Here is a 16,194-nt window from a genome sequence, read left to right on the forward strand (position 1 = left end):
TAATAATTACTGTTTTGACGAGGCGTGTTTCGTATCGACACGCCTCGAATTTATGTCATTGAGGAGGATACAAGATGTGGAAGAGTGTGCTCTCTTTTCTGCTTGTGCTGGCGATCATTGCGGGCCTGGCGCTGACGGCCGCATTTGGAATTGATCTGGGCGACTACTACATTCCGAGTGTCGCCGACAAGGACAACGGCGTTCGTCTCGGCCTTGATCTTGTGGGCGGCTCCAGCATCACCTTCGAGGCGCAGGATGTGGACAACCTGTCCGCGGACGAGCTCAAAAGAGGGATGGAGTCGGCCAAGACCATTTTGCAGACCAGACTGACCGATCTCGGCTACACCGAAGCCACCATTCAGATATCGGGAGACCGGCGGTTGCTCGTCGAGATCCCGTCCGTCACCGACCCGAATGAGGCGGTCGAAAAGCTCGGTTCCACGGCGGAGCTGACCTTTACGGATATTGACGGAAAGGTCTATCTGACCGGCAGCGACGTCAAGTCCGCTCAGGTGGGCTACGAGACGACAAGCTCAGGCGCCAAGCAGTATGTCGTTATGCTTGAGTTCACGCAGGAGGGCAAGCAGAAGTTTGCCGAGGCCACCGAGGAAATTGCAAAGCGAGACGCCACAAAATACGAGAACCTGATGGTGATCTCCCTGGACGGCACTCCCCAGTCCTGGCCGCGTGTGAGCGAGCGCCTCGAGGGGGAGAACATCTACATCGAGGGCAACTTCACCGCGGAGGATGCCACCTGGCTTGCAAATCTCATCTCAGCGGGCCAGATGCCGTTTGCGCTCAAAGATGTAGAGCTCAGAGCCGTCGGCCCCACACTGGGCGAAAAATCGCTTGAGACAAGCCTCTTTGCCGCCGCAGTCGGTATTGCGCTGGTCATGGTGTTCATGCTGGTGGTCTACCGCGTGCCGGGCCTTGTGGCCGATATTGCACTGGTGTTCTATGTGGCCCTTGTGGCGGTGATTCTGACTGTGCTGCGCGTCAATCTGTCCCTGCCGGGCATTGCGGGCATCATCCTGTCAATCGGCATGGCGGTAGACGCAAACGTCATCATCTTTGAGAGAATCAAAGAGGAACTGCGAAACGGCAAGAGCACGAGAGCTGCCATCAAGGCGGGTTTCAGCCGCGCATTCAGCGCGATTCTCGACAGCAACATCACGACACTGATCGCAGCGGTTGTGCTGCGCACGTTTGGCACCGGCCCGATCGTCGGGTTTGCCGACACACTGCTCATCGGCGTCATCACCTCCATGTTTACGGCCATTTTTGTATCCCGGTTCCTGCTCAACCGCCTGGTTGACATGAAGATCAAAAATGCCAGGGCATACGGCGTGTAAGCGGGGGTGAGAAAATGAGCAAACTGAAAATTGACATTGTCAAGAACCGAAAGATATTTTATATCATCTCCGTTGCGGTCCTGCTCGCCGGCGTGATTTCCGTGATGATTCAGGGCTTCAATCTGGGAATCGACTTCAGCGGCGGAACCATCATCCACATCAACATGTACGATGAGCTCGATCGGGCACGGCTCGATGAGATCGAGGGCATCGTCGAGGGTGTGATCGGGGAGAAGCCAAGCGTCCAGAAGTCCGAGGACGCAGTCAACGGCTACTCGGTCATCATCAAGACCAAAGAGCTGACAACTGAGAAGCGCACCGAGGTCTTTGAGGCGGTCAAGGAGAAATACGGGCTTGCCGACACCGATCAGCTCGCGGTCGACAACGTCAGCGCGACAGTCGGAAAGGATCTGAGAAACAACGCCATTCTGGCCGTTGGCATCGCAACGCTGCTGATGCTCATCTACATCTGGATTCGCTTTGAGCTGATCACGGGTCTTGTGGCGGTGCTCATGCTGCTGCACGATGTGTGCGTGATGCTGGCGTTCTACTCGCTGTTTGGCATCCAGATGAATACGACTTTTATCGCCGCGATGCTGACCATTGTCGGTTACTCCATCAACGCGACCATCATCATCTTTGACCGGGTACGCGAGAATCTGCGCGTCAACAACAAAGACGACTTTGAGAGCATTGTCAACCAGAGCATCTGGCAGACGATGAACCGCTCGCTCAACACCACCATCACCACACTCTTAACCATAACTATGGTGTTTGTCTTCGGCGTTACAGCTGTGCGCAATTTTGCGCTTCCCATTATAGTCGGAATCATCAGCGGCTTCTACTCTTCGGTGCTGCTGGCGGGCCCCATGTGGGTCACGTTCAAGAATCTGGGCGTCGGCAAAAAGAAGTGAGAAATAAAAAAGATGGCAGTGTAACCCGCTGCCATCTTTTTTTGATTTTAAAGTGTCGGTCTATTTTTTTTCAAGCCATTGCGATTTGATTGCCCCATCGCTGACAACAGCGCCGAAGAAAGATACCGTAATGGCGCACAGCGCGGTCTCAAAGAGGTGCTGTGAATAGAGCAGCGTCTGGTAATTCTCAACATAGCGCCCATCGACAAGAAAGAAGAAGTAGAGCGACAAAAGAGTCAAAACGGTGCACAGAGCCGCGCCGATCCACAGCGAGAGCAGGGCAAGCGGCTCAAGCGCACGCAGCCTGCGCCGCAGCATATGTAGTGTTTTTTGCATGGGCATACTTCCTTTGGGGTGATTGAGTTCATAATACCATACAAGACAAATTAAAATCAATGTAAAAAATTGTATGGTATAGAAATAGTAAGAAATAATTTTTTTAGCCTATGACAATCGACAAAAAAGGTAATAAATCCATACAAATAGTGGTTAGCTACAACAAAAGGGTGTAGTGATCGTCGAATTATGGGTAATATTGCGATGAAAAAATTTGTAATGTGTCCTTAAACCAAATACAATAGTTCACATGGCAACAGACATACTAAATATGGAGGGATTTAGTTATGACAGGGATTCGGTTGCTAAGGCGAAGAGAGGTCGTCACCGATTTTGAGGGAACGGTGACCCTCGACTACTACTTAGTCGACACAGGTACGGATCAGGGGGAAAAGAGTGAGCGGCACTACGGCATACAGATCGCAAAGTACAAGAGCATGGATGACTATCTCGAAATTGAGTCCATTCGCGATGTCTCACCGGACCGGGATGAGGTAACCGGTTTGATCGAGAGCTTCGCTGACGGAACCGTGACGCCGATGCTACTGAGGGACACGCTCGAGGAATACTACGCCGCGCGGCAGACGGTATTGGTCTGAGCGGCAAAAGAAATTGATTTTTTACTCTCCCGACGCTATAATGAAAGGCAGAAGTACACGGCGCCGTGCGCGCAGCAAAGTGAGGGACAGAAATGAAGTGCTGTTACTGTGGGCATCTTGAGAGTAAGGTCATTGATTCCCGCCCCACCGACGAGGGGGGCAGCATCCGCCGGCGCAGAGAGTGTCTGCGCTGCGGCAAACGCTTCACCACCTATGAGATCATTGAGACTCTGCCGATCGTCGTGGTGAAGAAGGACAAGTCGCGCGAGGTATTTGACCGCAACAAACTGGTCAACGGCATGCTGCGCGCCTGTGAGAAGCGGCCCGTCTCCATACAGGAAATCGAGAAGATCACCGATGAGATTGAAGCCTCGCTTCACAACTCACTTGACCGGGAGATCACCTCCTCGAAGATCGGGGAACTGGTGATGGAAAAACTCAAGGACATCGACGAGGTTGCCTACGTCCGATTCGCCTCGGTTTACCGCCAGTTCAAAGACATCAACACCTTTATGGAAGAGCTGTCAAAGCTCCTCTCGGAGAAGTAAATCAAGAGAAAAGGCGCCGGGTAACCCCGGCGCCTTTTAGTCGCCCAGATAGTCCAGAGAGGAGCTCTTTCGCTTTCGCACCACCGACAGCACAAGGCCGATGGAGCAGTAGACGCTCAGAATGGAGGAGCCGCCATAGCTGAAAAAGGGAAGCGTGATGCCGATGACCGGCAGCAGCCCGATGCACATGCCGATGTTTTCAAAGACCTGAATGAAGAACATGGCGAAGACGCCGACGCAGATCAGGCACCCCTCATCGGTGCGGGCAGTTCGCGCGTGGTGTAGAATGCGAAGCATCACAGCGGCGAGGAGCAAAACGACCAGTACACTGCCAACAAAGCCGAGCTCCTCGCCGGCGACGGCAAAGATGAAGTCGGTCTGTTTCTCGGGGACGTTGTTGACCTGGGTTCCCTGAAAGAGCCCCTTGCCGGTGATCTGACCTGAGCCGATGGCGATTTTGCTCTGTACGGCCTGAAAGCCGATGCCGCTCGGGTCCCCCTCCGGGTTGAAGGCAAAGAGAATGCGGTTTCGCATGTAGGGCTTGAGCGCATACTGCCAGACAAAGGGGGTGGCGACCACTGCGGTAAGCAGCCCCGCTGCCTGAATTTTCCAGGAGAGCCCCGCCGCAAAGAGCATGAAAAACGCAATAAAGCAAAAGACGATGACTGTGCCCGTGTCGCCGGTGAGAAGCACCATGCCGATGACCACAGCCGCATGGATGCCAAGCAGCAGCAGCGCCTTGACGGAATTGAGGTTCTGCTTTAGCCGCTCGATGCAGGCGGCAAATGAGACGATAAAGGACAGCTTGACGAACTCCGCAGGCTGAACCATAATCACTTTCAGATCGATCCAGTTCTTGTTTGTCTGGCCCTTGGGACCGGTGCCGAAGACCAGAGTGAACGCCATTACGGCGATCGACAGGGCCAGAAAGAATTTCCACAGGTCACAGAGGGTCTCATAGTCGAACAGAGAGATGACGATCATCATGACAATGCCGATGCCGGCGCCGATCGATTGAACCATGATGTTGCGGTTTGTCGAAAACGTGCTGGTAGCTGAGGCCACCAGCAGCAGCCCGTATGCCGTACAACTCAGGCAAAGACCCACCAGAAACAGGTCGATCTCGTGCAGGTATTTTCTTGTCGCTTTTAAAATCGGGTTCATCGGCTCTCCTTGTCGTCAGTGGGTTCTATCGGATTTATTATACCAATCAGAACCCCGGCGGTAAAGTCTTTGGACAAATTATCACACCGCAGCATACCCCCTGTGCAACGGCATGAAAATGTGATAGAATAATCACGCCTGCGGCGCTGTGGACAGACTGTGTCCTGTCAGACTCCGCCGCAAATTTGTCAGAGGGGCCGGGCGCCTGAGATACGGGATGGATGTATGAGAGTTTATCAGACAGAGAGCAGAGAACAGACCGTGGCCGCCGGGCGGGATTTCGCCCGCGTATTGAGGCGCGGCGACATCGTGGCCTTTTCCGGAGATCTCGGCGCGGGCAAGACCGCTTTCTGCGAGGGAATTGCCTCGCTGCTCTGCCCCGGAGCAGAGGTGTCGAGCCCTACTTTCGTCATCGTACAGGAATATGAGGGGAACATTCCGATCTTCCACTTTGACTTATACCGCATCGGCAGCTTTGACGAGCTCTACAACATCGGCTTTTTCGACTATCTTGAGCGCGGAGGTGTCTGCCTGATTGAGTGGAGCGAAAACATCCCGGAGCTTCTCGACGAACCCCACTACGCGGTGGATATCCGCGTGACGGGGGCCGGCAGCCGGAGCATCACCATCACCGAAAAACGGGGGGAGACACCGTGAGAGTTCTTGGAATAGACAGCTCGGCCAAGGCTGCGAGTGCCGCGGTGCTCGAGGGGGACAAGCTGCTCGGCGAGTACAATTTGCAGACCGGCTACACCCACAGCGAGACGCTGCTGCCGATGGTGGACCGGGTTTTGCGCGATACGGGAACCCGGGTGGATGACCTGGAGTTGATTGCCGTCACGAGAGGGCCCGGTTCGTTTACCGGGCTGCGCATCGGACTTGCGACCGTCAAGGGGCTGTGCTTTGCGAGAGAGCTGCCGGTGGCCGCGGTCTCGACGCTTGAGGCGCTCGCCTGCAATGTAGCGGATTTTGGCGGTCTTGTCTGCTGTGCGATGGATGCGCGCTGCGGACAGGTCTACCAGGCGTTCTTTCGCGCGCAGAGGGGAGAAATCGCCCGTGTGTGTGAAGATCGGGCTGTGAAAATCGAGCAGCTTGAGCAGGAGATCAAAAAGGCGGACGAGCCGATTTTACTTGTTGGAGACGGCGCGCATTTGTGCTATAATAGCATCGGGCGCCAAAATGGAATTGTGCTGGCGCCGGCGCACCTGCGTCTGCAGAGGGCGGCCTCAGTGGGAATTCTCGGACAGAGAATGGCGGCGCGGGGCGATACCGTGTCGAGCGACCGGCTTGTGCCGGAGTATCTGCGTCTGCCCCAGGCTGAGCGGGAGCGCCTGAAAAAAGAACAAAGAGAGGAATCGATACCATGATTGCGATTGGATCGGATCATGCCGGGTACCGGCTGAAAGAGGAGATTAAAAAATATCTGGATGAGGCGGGCATCGCCTACCGCGACGTCGGCACCGACTCGGAGCAGTCGACCGACTACCCCATCTACGGTGCGGCGGTCGGAAGAGCCGTGGCGTCCGGCGAGTGCGAAAAAGGCATCGCCATCTGCGGCACCGGCGTCGGCATCTCGATGGCCGCCAACAAGATCAAGGGTGTGCGCGCGGCCTGCTGCTCGGACTACTTCAGCGCCAAATACACCCGGCTGCACAACGATGCGAATGTGCTCTGCTTCGGCGAGCGGGTTGTCGGTGTGGGTCTCGCCATTGAGCTCGTCAAGGTCTTTCTTGAGACCGAGTACGAGGGCGGCCGTCACCAGCGCAGAGTGGATTTGATTGCCAAGCTCGAGGAAGAATAAATTTTTATATAAAGGGGTTAGTGAACTATGGGCAGAGTACTGATTATGGATCATCCGCTGATCCAACACAAGCTTTCCCTCCTGCGGGACAAAAATACGGGGGTCAAGGAGTTCCGTGAGGTAGTCGGTGAGATCGCAACGCTGCTGTGCTACGAGGCGACGCGCGATCTGCCGCTGAAAGAGGTCGAAATTGAGACGCCGGTTGCCATTGCCAAGACCAAGGTGATCTCGGGCAAAAAGATCGCCATTGTGCCGATTCTGCGCGCCGGACTTGGCATGGTGGAGGGCGTGTTCAATCTGCTGCCGGCGGCGAAAGTCGGCCATGTCGGTCTCTACCGCAACCCGGAGACGCTCGAGGCGGTTGAGTACTACTGCAAGATGCCAAGCGACATCAACGAGCGCGAGGTCATTGTGCTTGATCCGATGCTCGCGACAGGCGGCTCGGCTGTCGCCGCCATCGACCTTGTGAAAAAGTACCATCCCAAGAGTGTCAAAATGATGAACATCATCGGCGCGCCCGAGGGCGTGGAGAAAGTCACGCAAGCCCACCCCGACGTCGATATCTACATCGCTGCTCTCGACGAAAAGCTCAACGACCACGGCTACATCGTACCGGGTCTTGGCGATGCAGGCGACCGCATCTTCGGAACGAAGTAATCAGTACAGGACAAAAGCCCGCCATTATGGCGGGCTTTTTCATGCGTGGATGTGTTTGGCGGCGCGAGGCCCAGGGGGCCTCTGTGCAAAGGACACCGCCCCATGTCAAAAGGAGAGCTACTGCGCCTTAAGAACAAACCGCTTTATGTCATTGTAGTCGTGCGAGACATGGGTGATGACATAACCGTCCGGCACGGGCTCGCGGCCGGGGTTGTACCAGCAGGTGTCGATGCCGGCGTTGATACCACCCTGAATGTCAGAGGTCAGCCCATCGCCGACAATGAGAACATGCGACCTGTCGCCCAAACCGCAGGTAGAGAAGACGTAGTCAAAGAAGCGCGGGTCGGGCTTTTCGTACCCGGCGTCCTGCGAGACGATGATGTCGCTGAAATACTGTCCGATCTCGGTGCGGCCGATGCGCCCGTACTGAGTGAGGGCCACCCCGTTTGTCACCACGATCAGCTGGCAGAACTGCGCGAGATCCCGGCAGAGCGCAACCGCGCCGTCATAGAGCACGGGCCGCTCAGCGACACCGCGCAGATAGTCGTCGTTGAAAGCTGCGGCGTCGGCCGAGAGTCCAAGCCGGGAGAAGAGATCGACAAACCGCCGCGCAAAGAGATCCGCCTTTTTGATCTCGCCGAGCTCCAGCCGCCGCCAGAGGTCGTGGTTGATGGTGCGGTACAGAGCGAGCGTATCGTCATCAAAGGGGAAACCGTAGCGATCAAAGGTGGCTCTGAGAGCCTCCACCTCGGCTTTGGACCAGTCGAAGAGCGTTCCGTCAATGTCGAATAAGATGGTCTGATAGCGCATCGCAAATCCTCCGTTTGTGAGATAGGCTCATTGTAGCCGAGAAGTGAGACTTTGTCAAAAAAAGCGGGGTGCCATGCACCCCGCTTTTCTATCATTTAAAACAGATTGCCGAGACCGCCGAGAGCGCCCATCGCGAAATTGCTGAGCATGCCGGAGAGAAACCGTGTGATGATAAGGGAGGTCACAAGATCCGCAGCCCCCAGACCGATGATAAAGCTGAAATAGAATTTTCCGCTCTGATCGGCGCCGAGCACACTTTTAGCGGCGACCAATCTCGTGGTAATGGAGACATAGAGCGAGATCGTGAGCAGGGCCGCAGCCAGCTGCACAGACAGAAAACCGCACAGAGTCAAAACAACTGCGCAGATGGTGGGCAGAATCGCACCGACACCGCAGGCAATGACAGCCGAAGAGAAACGGATGGAAACTTTCATAAACTTTCCGATGAGGAAGATGGCAAGCGCCGCGGTGAAAAAGGACAGAAGCACGGCAAGCAGCCCGTAGAAGAACAGAGAGAAAAACGGAACTTTGACATAGCCGCCCATGGAACCCAACATTCCCTTGACCGCAAAAAACACCAACAGGCCAGAGAGGATGGCCTGAATGGCCACAAACAGAGAGGCGAGCGGGAGATCGTTGTTGTCAAGCGCGCTTTTGGTGCTGTCAACCGGGGATTTGAAATAGGACTTTACAAAGGGAATCAGATTGTGAAAGGCGATTTTGAGTTTGTCGCCAAAACCGCCGCCGGTGGGAGCCGCCGAATTGGATGAGGCGTCAGCCGCCGCTGCCTGTGCAGCCACACTCTCCTCGCAGTTGCAGAGAGTCCCCTCCTCAAGGGGTTTGCCACAGTATTGACAGAATTTTGCCATAGAAGATACCTCCACGTTATTTCATTATTCTCAGGTGGCAGAGTCGCATTGACTTTGCCGCCGAAAAAACAACTTAACAGTATCTTGATCTTGCGCTGCGTATCCATTATATGACTTCGCAGACCTGATATTGAGAAGAGAAATCGCTGCTATTATATCACCGTTTTTTTGAACCAACAACCGAATTTTGTATGAATTTGTCTGTTTTGCGCAAAAAACGTGTGAAACAGTGCCCTGTTAAAAAACAGAGATGGTCCTTGTCTTTTTGTTTGGAAAGTATTAAGATTGTGATAATGTTGCGTTAAAAAAGTCTTTTTGCAGTTAAAAATATGTTAAGACGCCGCTTTTTGGCGGTGGGAGGGGTACCGGATAATCCATGAAAATCGTTATCGTTGGGGATGGAAAGGTCGGCTATACACTGACGGAGCAGCTCGCCAAGGAGGGCCACGACATCGTGGTTATTGACAGCAGCCAGCAGGCGCTGCAAAACTCGATGAATTCACTTGACGTCATCGGCATTCGGGGAAACGGCGCGGCGCTTGAAGTTCAGATGGAGGCGGGCGTGAACAGGGCTGATCTGCTCATTGCAGTGACCTCGTCGGATGAGCTGAATCTGCTGTGCTGCATCGTCGCCAAAAAAATCGGCGCGCGCCACACCATCGCACGGGTGAGAAACCCCGAGTATACCAAGCAGCTCGTCCTGATGAAAGAGGAGTTCGGGATGTCGATGTTCATCAACCCCGAATTCCTGGCGGCGCTCGAAATTTCCCGCATTCTTCGCTTCCCGTCGGCGAGCAAGATCGACTCCTTTGCCAAGGGACGCGTGGATTTGGTGGAAATCAAGATCAACGAGAACAGCCCCCTTGACGGATACCCGCTTCACACACTCTATGAGAAGTACAAGGTAAAGGTGCTCGTCTGTGCGGTGCAGCGCGGTGAGCGCGTCTTTATCCCCGACGGCAATTTCGTGCTGCGCAGCGGCGACCGCATCAGTATCACAGCATCACCCGCTGAGATCGAGAGTTTCTTTCGGGCGATCGGCATCGTCTCGCACAAAGTGCGCTCGGTGCTGATCGTGGGCGGCGGACGCATCACGTACTATCTGGCGCGCCAGCTTCTCGAGCTCGGCATGAAAGTCAAGATCATTGAAATTGACCGCGCGCGCTGCGACAAACTCTGCGAGATGCTGCCCGACGCGGATATCATCCACGGCGACGGCACCAGTGAGGAGCTTCTGCTCGAAGAGGGCGTCGAAAACACCGACGCCTTTGTGGCGCTGACCGATATGGACGAGGAGAACATCATTCTCTCAATGTACGCCGCCTCCAAGAGCCAGGGAAAGATCGTCGCCAAAATCAACCGAATCTCCTTTCTGGAGATCATTGAGAACTCCGGCATTGAGAGCGTTATTTCGCCGAAGTATCTCACCGCAAATCAGATCATCCGCTATGTGCGGGCACTGAGAAACTCGCTGGGCAGCAAGGTGGAGACGCTCTACCGCATTGTCAACAACAAGGCCGAGGCGCTTGAATTCAAGGTGGGTGAGCGCGCGCGGGTGATCGGAAAGACTCTCACGCAGCTCGAACTCAAAGAGAATCTGCTCATCGCCTGCATTGTGCGCAAGGGGCGCATCATCATTCCGCGTGGCAGCGACCAGATCGAGCATGGCGACAGCGTCATTGTTGTGACAACGAACAGCAGCCTGCGCGATCTCGACGATATTTTGAAGTAGGTTGGGGGAGCCTGTCAGATGAATTACAAAATGGTGGCCCATACGGTGGGGATCATTCTTCGCATCGAGGCGATCCTGATGCTGCTGCCGGCGCTGGTGGCGGCGCTCTACGGGGAATCCACCGTGATGATCTTTCTGGTGACGGCGTGCGTCACCATGCTCGCAAGTATGGTGCTGACGTATCTGAGACCGGAGAACCGCACGATCTTCGCCAAGGAGGGCTTTCTGATCGTTGCGGTCTCGTGGATTGCCCTGTCCCTGTTTGGGGCGCTTCCGTTCTATTTCAGCGGGGAAGTCGACGGCTTTGTCAACTGTTTTTTTGAGACGGTATCGGGCTTTACGACCACCGGCTCGAGCATTCTGACTGCGGTTGAGCCGCTCTCAAAGGGGCTTCTCTTCTGGCGCGGCTTCACCCACTGGATCGGCGGCATGGGTGTGCTCGTGTTTGCGCTTGCCATTCTGCCGATGGCCGAGGGACGTTCCATGCACATTCTGCGTGCCGAGGTGCCGGGTCCCACGGTCGGAAAGCTCGTGCCGAAAATGCGCACGACGGCGATGATTCTCTATGGGATCTACCTGTTTTTGACTGCGGTCGAGGTGGTGTTTCTCCTGTGTGGAGGCATGAATCTCTACGACAGCATCGTGCATTCGTTCGCCACCGCGGGCACCGGCGGCTTCTCGGTGAAAAACGCCAGCATCGGCGCCTATCAGAGCCCCTATTTTGAGTGGGTGATCGGCGTGTTCATGCTGCTGTTCGGCATCAACTTCAATCTGTTTTATCTCGTGCTCATCGGCAAGCTCAAAGACGCTTTCAAAAGCGAGGAGCTCCGCTGGTACCTTGGGATTGTGGCGGTCTCAGCGCTCGCCATCACCGCCAACATTGCCCATCTGTTTGAACATGTGGGCGATGCACTGCGCGCGGCTTTTTTCAATGTCTCCTCCGTCATCACGACCACCGGCTTTGTCACGGAGAACTATGAGCTGTGGCCGCAGTTTTCCAAGATCATACTGGTGCTGCTCATGGTTGTGGGGGCCTGCGCCGGTTCGACCGGCGGCGGTATCAAAGTCTCGCGCTTTGTCATCCTGCTCAAGTCCATCAAGCAGGAGGTGCGAAAGCTGACCCACCCGCGCGCGGTCAAGCACATCAAATTTGAGGGACACCTTGTTGACCACAACACGGTCGAGAGCGTCGGTCTGTTCTTCTGCGCCTACTCGGTGATCTTTCTGGCCTCGATTTTGCTCGTATCGCTCAACGGCTTTGACTTTGCGACAACCACCACGTCGGTGCTCACCTGCATTGGGAACGTGGGCCCGGGACTCGGCATGGTCGGGCCGGTCGGCAACTTCTCGGAATTCTCCGTGCTGTCAAAGCTGGTGCTCTGTTTTGACATGCTTGCCGGGCGCCTTGAGGTCTTTCCCATGATCATTCTGTTCTCGCCGTTCGTCTGGAAAAAGAAATGAAAAAGGCCCCCGGTCGGGGGCCTTTTTTGTGGGGTTATGCCTTGTTTTCTCTGAGCAGATCGCGAATCTCAGTGAGCACGGTGAGCTCCTGCGAGGGGGCTGGGGGAGCAGGCGGCGCCTGCTCTTTTTTGCGGTGCAGGGAGTTGACGCCCTTGACCAGGAGAAACACCACAAAGGCAATGATCAGGAAGTTGAGCACCTGCTGGAGAAAGGCTCCGTAGCAGATGGCCACCTCGGCGGTCTCGCCCACTGCGGGCGAGAGCACAATTTTCAGATCGCTGAAATTGATGCCGCCGATGATGAGCCCGACCAGAGGCATGATCATATCGTTGACCAGAGAGTTGACAATGGCGGTGAAAGCGCCGCCGATGATGATGCCAACCGCGAGATCGAGCACGTTGCCGCGCGAGATAAACGCTTTGAATTCGCCAAAGAAGCCGGAAGTTTTCTCTTTCATACCCATTTACTCCTTTTTTGTTTTCAGTATAGAAAAAAGATGGATTCCTGTCAATGTCGGCATAGACCCGCAAGGGAAATTATGCTATACTGATCACCAGAGAACCGAGAGGAGAATGATCATGAAAAATCCGATTGTCACGATTGAAATGGATAGCGGCAACACCATGAGAGTGGAGCTCTACCCGGAGATTGCGCCGAACACGGTGCGAAATTTTGTCTCGCTGGTACGCAGCGGCTTTTACGATGGGCTGATTTTTCACAGGGTCATTCCGGGATTTATGATTCAGGGCGGCGACCCGACCGGCACCGGTATGGGAGGCCCCGGCTACAGCATTGCGGGCGAGTTTGCGTCGAATGGCTTTGCAAACGATCTGCGCCACACGCGGGGCGTCATCTCGATGGCGCGCTCCATGTCACCGGACAGCGCCGGTTCGCAGTTTTTCATCATGGTGGAAAATGCGCCCCACCTCGATGGCCAGTACGCCGCTTTCGGCAAGGTGATCGAGGGCATGGAGGAGGCCGATCGCATTGTGTCGGTACGGCGCAACCCGTCGGACCGGCCGCTTGCGGACGAGAGGATCAAGAAAGCCTCAGTCGAGACGTTCGGTGAGCAGTACGACGAGCCGGAGAAGAAATAGCAGCGGGGAGAGAGCGAAAGCTCTCTCCCTTTGACAAAGAGGGTGACAGCATGAAATACGATCAACTGAGCGAGCCGCTTCAGCGGCAGATTCTCGAGGACCGCGCGACGGGGTGCCGATCGCCCTATGCCGCGCCGGATGCGCACGCGCTGCGGCGCGAGCCCGGAAAGGACCGGCCGAACCCCCTGCGCCCGGCCTATGTGCGCGATGTGGAGGCCATTTTGCACAGCGCCTACTACAACCGCTATGCGGACAAGACGCAGGTGTTTTCTTTCTACCGAAACGACGACATCACCCGCCGGGCGCTGCATGTGCAGCTCGTCTCGCGCATTGCGCGCAACATCGGCGCTGCGCTCGGGCTCAACCTCGATTTGATTGAAGCGATCGCCCTCGGACATGACATCGGCCACACGCCCTTTGGCCACGCGGGGGAACGCCACCTCGGGGAACTCTACCACGCCCACACCGGGCGCTACTTTCAGCACAATCTGCACAGCGTGCGCTGCCTCGACGGCATTGTACCCTATAACATCAGTCTGCAGGTCCTCGACGGCATCGCCTGCCACAACGGCGAGTATGAGCTCGACGAGTACCGCCCGCGCGGCGTGGGGGACTTCGCCTGCTTTGACCGGATGCTCGACGAGGCGAGCCGGGACGAGCGGGGAAGCGCCCATTTGACGCCCATGACGCTCGAGGGATGTGTGGTGCGCGTCTGCGATATGATCGCCTATCTCGGCAAGGACCGGCAGGATGCCGTGCGGGCCCGTCTGATTGAAGACGAGAGCGTGTTTGAGGATGGCCCTCTCGGCAGCCACAACGCTGAGATCATCAACAACCTCACCGTCAACCTGGTGGAGAACAGCTACGGACGAGACCACCTGTGCCTCTCGCCGGAGTACTTTGAGGCCCTGCGCCGCTGCAAGCAGCAAAATTACGAGATCATCTACAAGTCGCCTCTGGTCGCTGCGGTCTACGACGAGAGTGTGCGGCCCATGTTCCACCTGGTCTATGAGAGACTGCTTGAGGATTTGACCGCCGGCAGAACCGACTCGCCCATCTTTTGCCACCACATCGACTTTGTCGAGAGCCAGCCGGCCAAATACGCCCGGCGCAGGCCCTACCGCGAGGAGGAGCCGAACCAGATCGTGGTCGACTATATGGCGAGCATGACCGATGACTATTTCGTCGACCTCTACGCCCACCTCTTTCCCGACCGGCCGGCCACCGTCTCGTACCGGCCCTATTTTTAAACCGGTCGAAAAAAGTCAAGTTCCTGTGGCCTGTGAAAACCGAGTATGCTATAATAACAAATGTATGTAATAGATACCAGCAAAGGGGTTCTGCGCATGGACAAGCTTGCCGTCGGCGGGCTCAATTTTGACAACGTGACAATGGAACAGGCGCTCGAGCGCGCGCTCGAGCTCATCGAGGCGCACGCGCACAGCTATATAGTGACGCCGAACGCCGAAATCGGCCAGATGGCGCTCAAGGATCCCGCCTTTCGCCGGGTACTCAACGGTGCGGCGCTCATGCTGCCCGACGGCATCGGCGTGGTGCTCGGCTCGAAGATTCTGGGCACGCCGCTCAAGGGCAAGGTCGCGGGCTGCGACTTCGCCGAGCGGCTCGTGCCGCTTCTCGCCGAGCGGGGGCACAGCCTCTTTCTCTTCGGTTCCAAGGAGGGCGTCGCGCAGGCCGCTGCACAAAATCTCAAAGAGAGCAGCCCCAATCTTCACATCTGCGGCACCCAAAACGGCTATTTTCAGGACGACGGCGAAATTGTCGACGCCATCAATGCGGCGCATCCCGACGTGCTGTTTGTGTGCCTCGGGGCTCCGAAGCAGGAGTACTGGATGGCGCGCAACGCCGAGCGGCTCGACGTGGGACTCATGATCGGGCTCGGCGGTTCGCTCGACGTCATGGCGGGCACTGTGGAGCGAGCACCGGAATTCTATCAGCGGCACCATCTGGAGTGGCTCTACCGCGCTGTGAAGGAGCCAAAGCGCCTTCGGCGCCTCGGAAAGCTGCCGGCCTATGTGTGTAACATGCTGCTCATCAGACTTCGCTTAAAGAGAGTGAAAACGGAGGATTCAAAATGAAAGTAACTCTGCTTGCCCACACGCCCGACCCCGAGCGCACTGTCGCTGCGGCGGCCAAACTCTGCTATGCGTCGGGCGACATTGAGACCGTCATGGAGGGGCTGACCGACGAGAAGACCGAGAGCTTTCTCGAGATGCTCGCGCAGATCGGCCACGAGAGCCCCATTGAACATGTGAGCTTTACCTTTGGCATCGAGGGGGTATCAAGGGCGCTGCTGGCGCAGATCACCCGCCATCGCATCGCGTCGTTCAGCGTGCAGAGCCAGCGCTATGTCAGAGAGGGCAGCTTCGACTATGTCGTACCGCCGGCAATCGCAGAGAACCCAGAGGCGATGGCGGTCTTCACGCAGGCCATGCGCGCGGCGCAGGAGAGCTACGATGAACTGGTGCGCATTCTGAGCGACCAGCGCACGCAGGAGCTGATCGCCGGGGGAAAGCCGGAGAAAGAGGCGGCCCGCGCGGGCGGCAAGCTCGCAAACGAGGACGCCCGCTTTGTGCTGCCCAACGCCTGCGACACCAAGATGATTGTGACCATGAATGCGAGAAGTCTGATGAACTTCTTTCACCACCGCTGCTGCAACCGCGCCCAGTGGGAGATCCGGGAGCTCGCAACCGAGATGCTGCGTGAGGTCCGACGGGTCGCGCCGACGCTGTTTGCCAAGGCGGGGCCGAAGTGCATGACGGGAAAATGCCCCGAGGGCAAGATGTCCTGCGGGAGGATGGAGGAGATGAGAGCGAAGTTCTCCGCTCTCTGAATG

General features: G+C 56.3%; 19 protein-coding genes. 14 read left to right on the forward strand and 5 right to left on the reverse strand.

Features of this window, described 5'->3' with window-relative positions; translation table 11 throughout:
* Positions 1-74: 74 nt before the first annotated feature.
* A complete protein-coding gene (gene secD / locus H8695_RS00735; protein ID WP_249298861.1) occupies positions 75-1,352 on the forward strand; it encodes a protein translocase subunit SecD in 1,278 nt (425 codons plus the stop codon).
* 14 nt (positions 1,353-1,366) lie between these two features.
* On the forward strand, positions 1,367-2,266 hold the full coding sequence (gene secF / locus H8695_RS00740; RefSeq protein WP_249298862.1) for a protein translocase subunit SecF: 900 nt from the start codon (positions 1,367-1,369) through the stop codon (positions 2,264-2,266).
* A gap of 60 nt (positions 2,267-2,326) precedes the next feature.
* Here the strand turns inward: secF and H8695_RS00745 are convergent, their stop codons facing one another.
* A complete protein-coding gene (locus H8695_RS00745; RefSeq protein WP_249298863.1) occupies positions 2,327-2,602 on the reverse strand; it encodes a hypothetical protein in 276 nt (91 codons plus the stop codon).
* Between the two features lie 287 nt (positions 2,603-2,889).
* Here H8695_RS00745 and H8695_RS00750 point away from each other — a divergent pair, with 287 nt between their 5' ends.
* Both H8695_RS00750 and nrdR read left to right on the forward strand, forming a co-directional pair.
* A complete protein-coding gene (locus H8695_RS00750; RefSeq protein ID WP_249298864.1) occupies positions 2,890-3,201 on the forward strand; it encodes a DUF6514 family protein in 312 nt (103 codons plus the stop codon).
* Between the two features lie 92 nt (positions 3,202-3,293).
* Positions 3,294-3,749: a transcriptional regulator NrdR gene (gene nrdR, locus H8695_RS00755; protein ID WP_249298865.1), complete on the forward strand. Its 456-nt coding sequence runs from the start codon at positions 3,294-3,296 to the stop codon at positions 3,747-3,749.
* A gap of 36 nt (positions 3,750-3,785) precedes the next feature.
* Here the strand turns inward: nrdR and H8695_RS00760 are convergent, their stop codons facing one another.
* Positions 3,786-4,913, reverse strand: coding sequence for an FtsW/RodA/SpoVE family cell cycle protein (locus H8695_RS00760; protein WP_249298866.1), 1,128 nt, complete (start codon positions 4,911-4,913; stop codon positions 3,786-3,788).
* A 225-nt stretch (positions 4,914-5,138) separates the two neighbouring features.
* Between H8695_RS00760 and tsaE the strand changes: the two genes are divergently transcribed.
* From tsaE to upp, 4 genes are read left to right on the forward strand one after another with little or no spacing between them, the layout of a single operon-like run.
* Complete coding sequence (tsaE, locus tag H8695_RS00765; RefSeq protein WP_249298867.1) at positions 5,139-5,570, forward strand: tRNA (adenosine(37)-N6)-threonylcarbamoyltransferase complex ATPase subunit type 1 TsaE; 432 nt, start codon at positions 5,139-5,141, stop codon at positions 5,568-5,570.
* On the forward strand, positions 5,567-6,280 hold the full coding sequence (tsaB, locus tag H8695_RS00770; protein WP_249298868.1) for a tRNA (adenosine(37)-N6)-threonylcarbamoyltransferase complex dimerization subunit type 1 TsaB: 714 nt from the start codon (positions 5,567-5,569) through the stop codon (positions 6,278-6,280). Before tsaE ends, tsaB begins: the two co-directional genes overlap by 4 nt.
* Positions 6,277-6,714, forward strand: coding sequence for a ribose 5-phosphate isomerase B (gene rpiB, locus H8695_RS00775; protein ID WP_249298869.1), 438 nt, complete (start codon positions 6,277-6,279; stop codon positions 6,712-6,714). The genes tsaB and rpiB overlap by 4 nt, the downstream gene beginning before the upstream one ends.
* A 27-nt stretch (positions 6,715-6,741) precedes the next feature.
* On the forward strand, positions 6,742-7,371 hold the full coding sequence (gene upp, locus H8695_RS00780; protein WP_249298870.1) for a uracil phosphoribosyltransferase: 630 nt from the start codon (positions 6,742-6,744) through the stop codon (positions 7,369-7,371).
* A 117-nt stretch (positions 7,372-7,488) separates the two neighbouring features.
* On the opposite strand, the gene H8695_RS00785 is transcribed toward upp, so the two are convergent.
* Entirely contained in the window at positions 7,489-8,181 is a 693-nt protein-coding gene (locus H8695_RS00785) for a YjjG family noncanonical pyrimidine nucleotidase (protein WP_249298871.1), read from the reverse strand.
* 95 nt (positions 8,182-8,276) lie between these two features.
* Positions 8,277-9,050 (reverse strand): hypothetical protein, encoded by a 774-nt coding sequence (locus tag H8695_RS00790; protein WP_249298872.1) that lies wholly within the window; start codon positions 9,048-9,050, stop codon positions 8,277-8,279.
* Between the two features lie 376 nt (positions 9,051-9,426).
* On the opposite strand from H8695_RS00790, the gene trkA reads away from it, so the two are divergent.
* Entirely contained in the window at positions 9,427-10,782 is a 1,356-nt protein-coding gene (trkA, locus tag H8695_RS00795) for a Trk system potassium transporter TrkA (RefSeq protein WP_249298873.1), read from the forward strand.
* Positions 10,783-10,800: 18 nt separating this feature from the next.
* Positions 10,801-12,243 carry a TrkH family potassium uptake protein gene (locus tag H8695_RS00800; RefSeq protein WP_249298874.1) on the forward strand — a complete coding sequence of 481 codons (1,443 nt, stop codon included), beginning with the start codon at positions 10,801-10,803 and terminating at the stop codon, positions 12,241-12,243.
* 34 nt (positions 12,244-12,277) lie between these two features.
* Here the strand turns inward: H8695_RS00800 and mscL are convergent, their stop codons facing one another.
* Positions 12,278-12,700 carry a large-conductance mechanosensitive channel protein MscL gene (gene mscL / locus H8695_RS00805; protein WP_346726775.1) on the reverse strand — a complete coding sequence of 141 codons (423 nt, stop codon included), beginning with the start codon at positions 12,698-12,700 and terminating at the stop codon, positions 12,278-12,280.
* 121 nt (positions 12,701-12,821) lie between these two features.
* Here mscL and H8695_RS00810 point away from each other — a divergent pair, with 121 nt between their 5' ends.
* From H8695_RS00810 to thyX, 4 genes are all read left to right on the forward strand, one after another.
* Entirely contained in the window at positions 12,822-13,340 is a 519-nt protein-coding gene (locus H8695_RS00810) for a peptidylprolyl isomerase (protein ID WP_249298876.1), read from the forward strand.
* A 50-nt stretch (positions 13,341-13,390) separates the two neighbouring features.
* On the forward strand, positions 13,391-14,590 hold the full coding sequence (locus H8695_RS00815) for a deoxyguanosinetriphosphate triphosphohydrolase family protein (protein ID WP_249298877.1): 1,200 nt from the start codon (positions 13,391-13,393) through the stop codon (positions 14,588-14,590).
* Between the two features lie 96 nt (positions 14,591-14,686).
* On the forward strand, positions 14,687-15,436 hold the full coding sequence (locus H8695_RS00820) for a WecB/TagA/CpsF family glycosyltransferase (protein ID WP_346726776.1): 750 nt from the start codon (positions 14,687-14,689) through the stop codon (positions 15,434-15,436).
* Positions 15,433-16,191, forward strand: coding sequence for an FAD-dependent thymidylate synthase (gene thyX, locus H8695_RS00825; RefSeq protein WP_249298878.1), 759 nt, complete (start codon positions 15,433-15,435; stop codon positions 16,189-16,191). Before H8695_RS00820 ends, thyX begins: the two co-directional genes overlap by 4 nt.
* The last annotated feature ends 3 nt before the right edge of the window (positions 16,192-16,194 follow it).

The organism is Feifania hominis (assembly GCF_014384765.1).
Lineage (GTDB): Bacteria > Bacillota > Clostridia > Oscillospirales > Feifaniaceae > Feifania > Feifania hominis.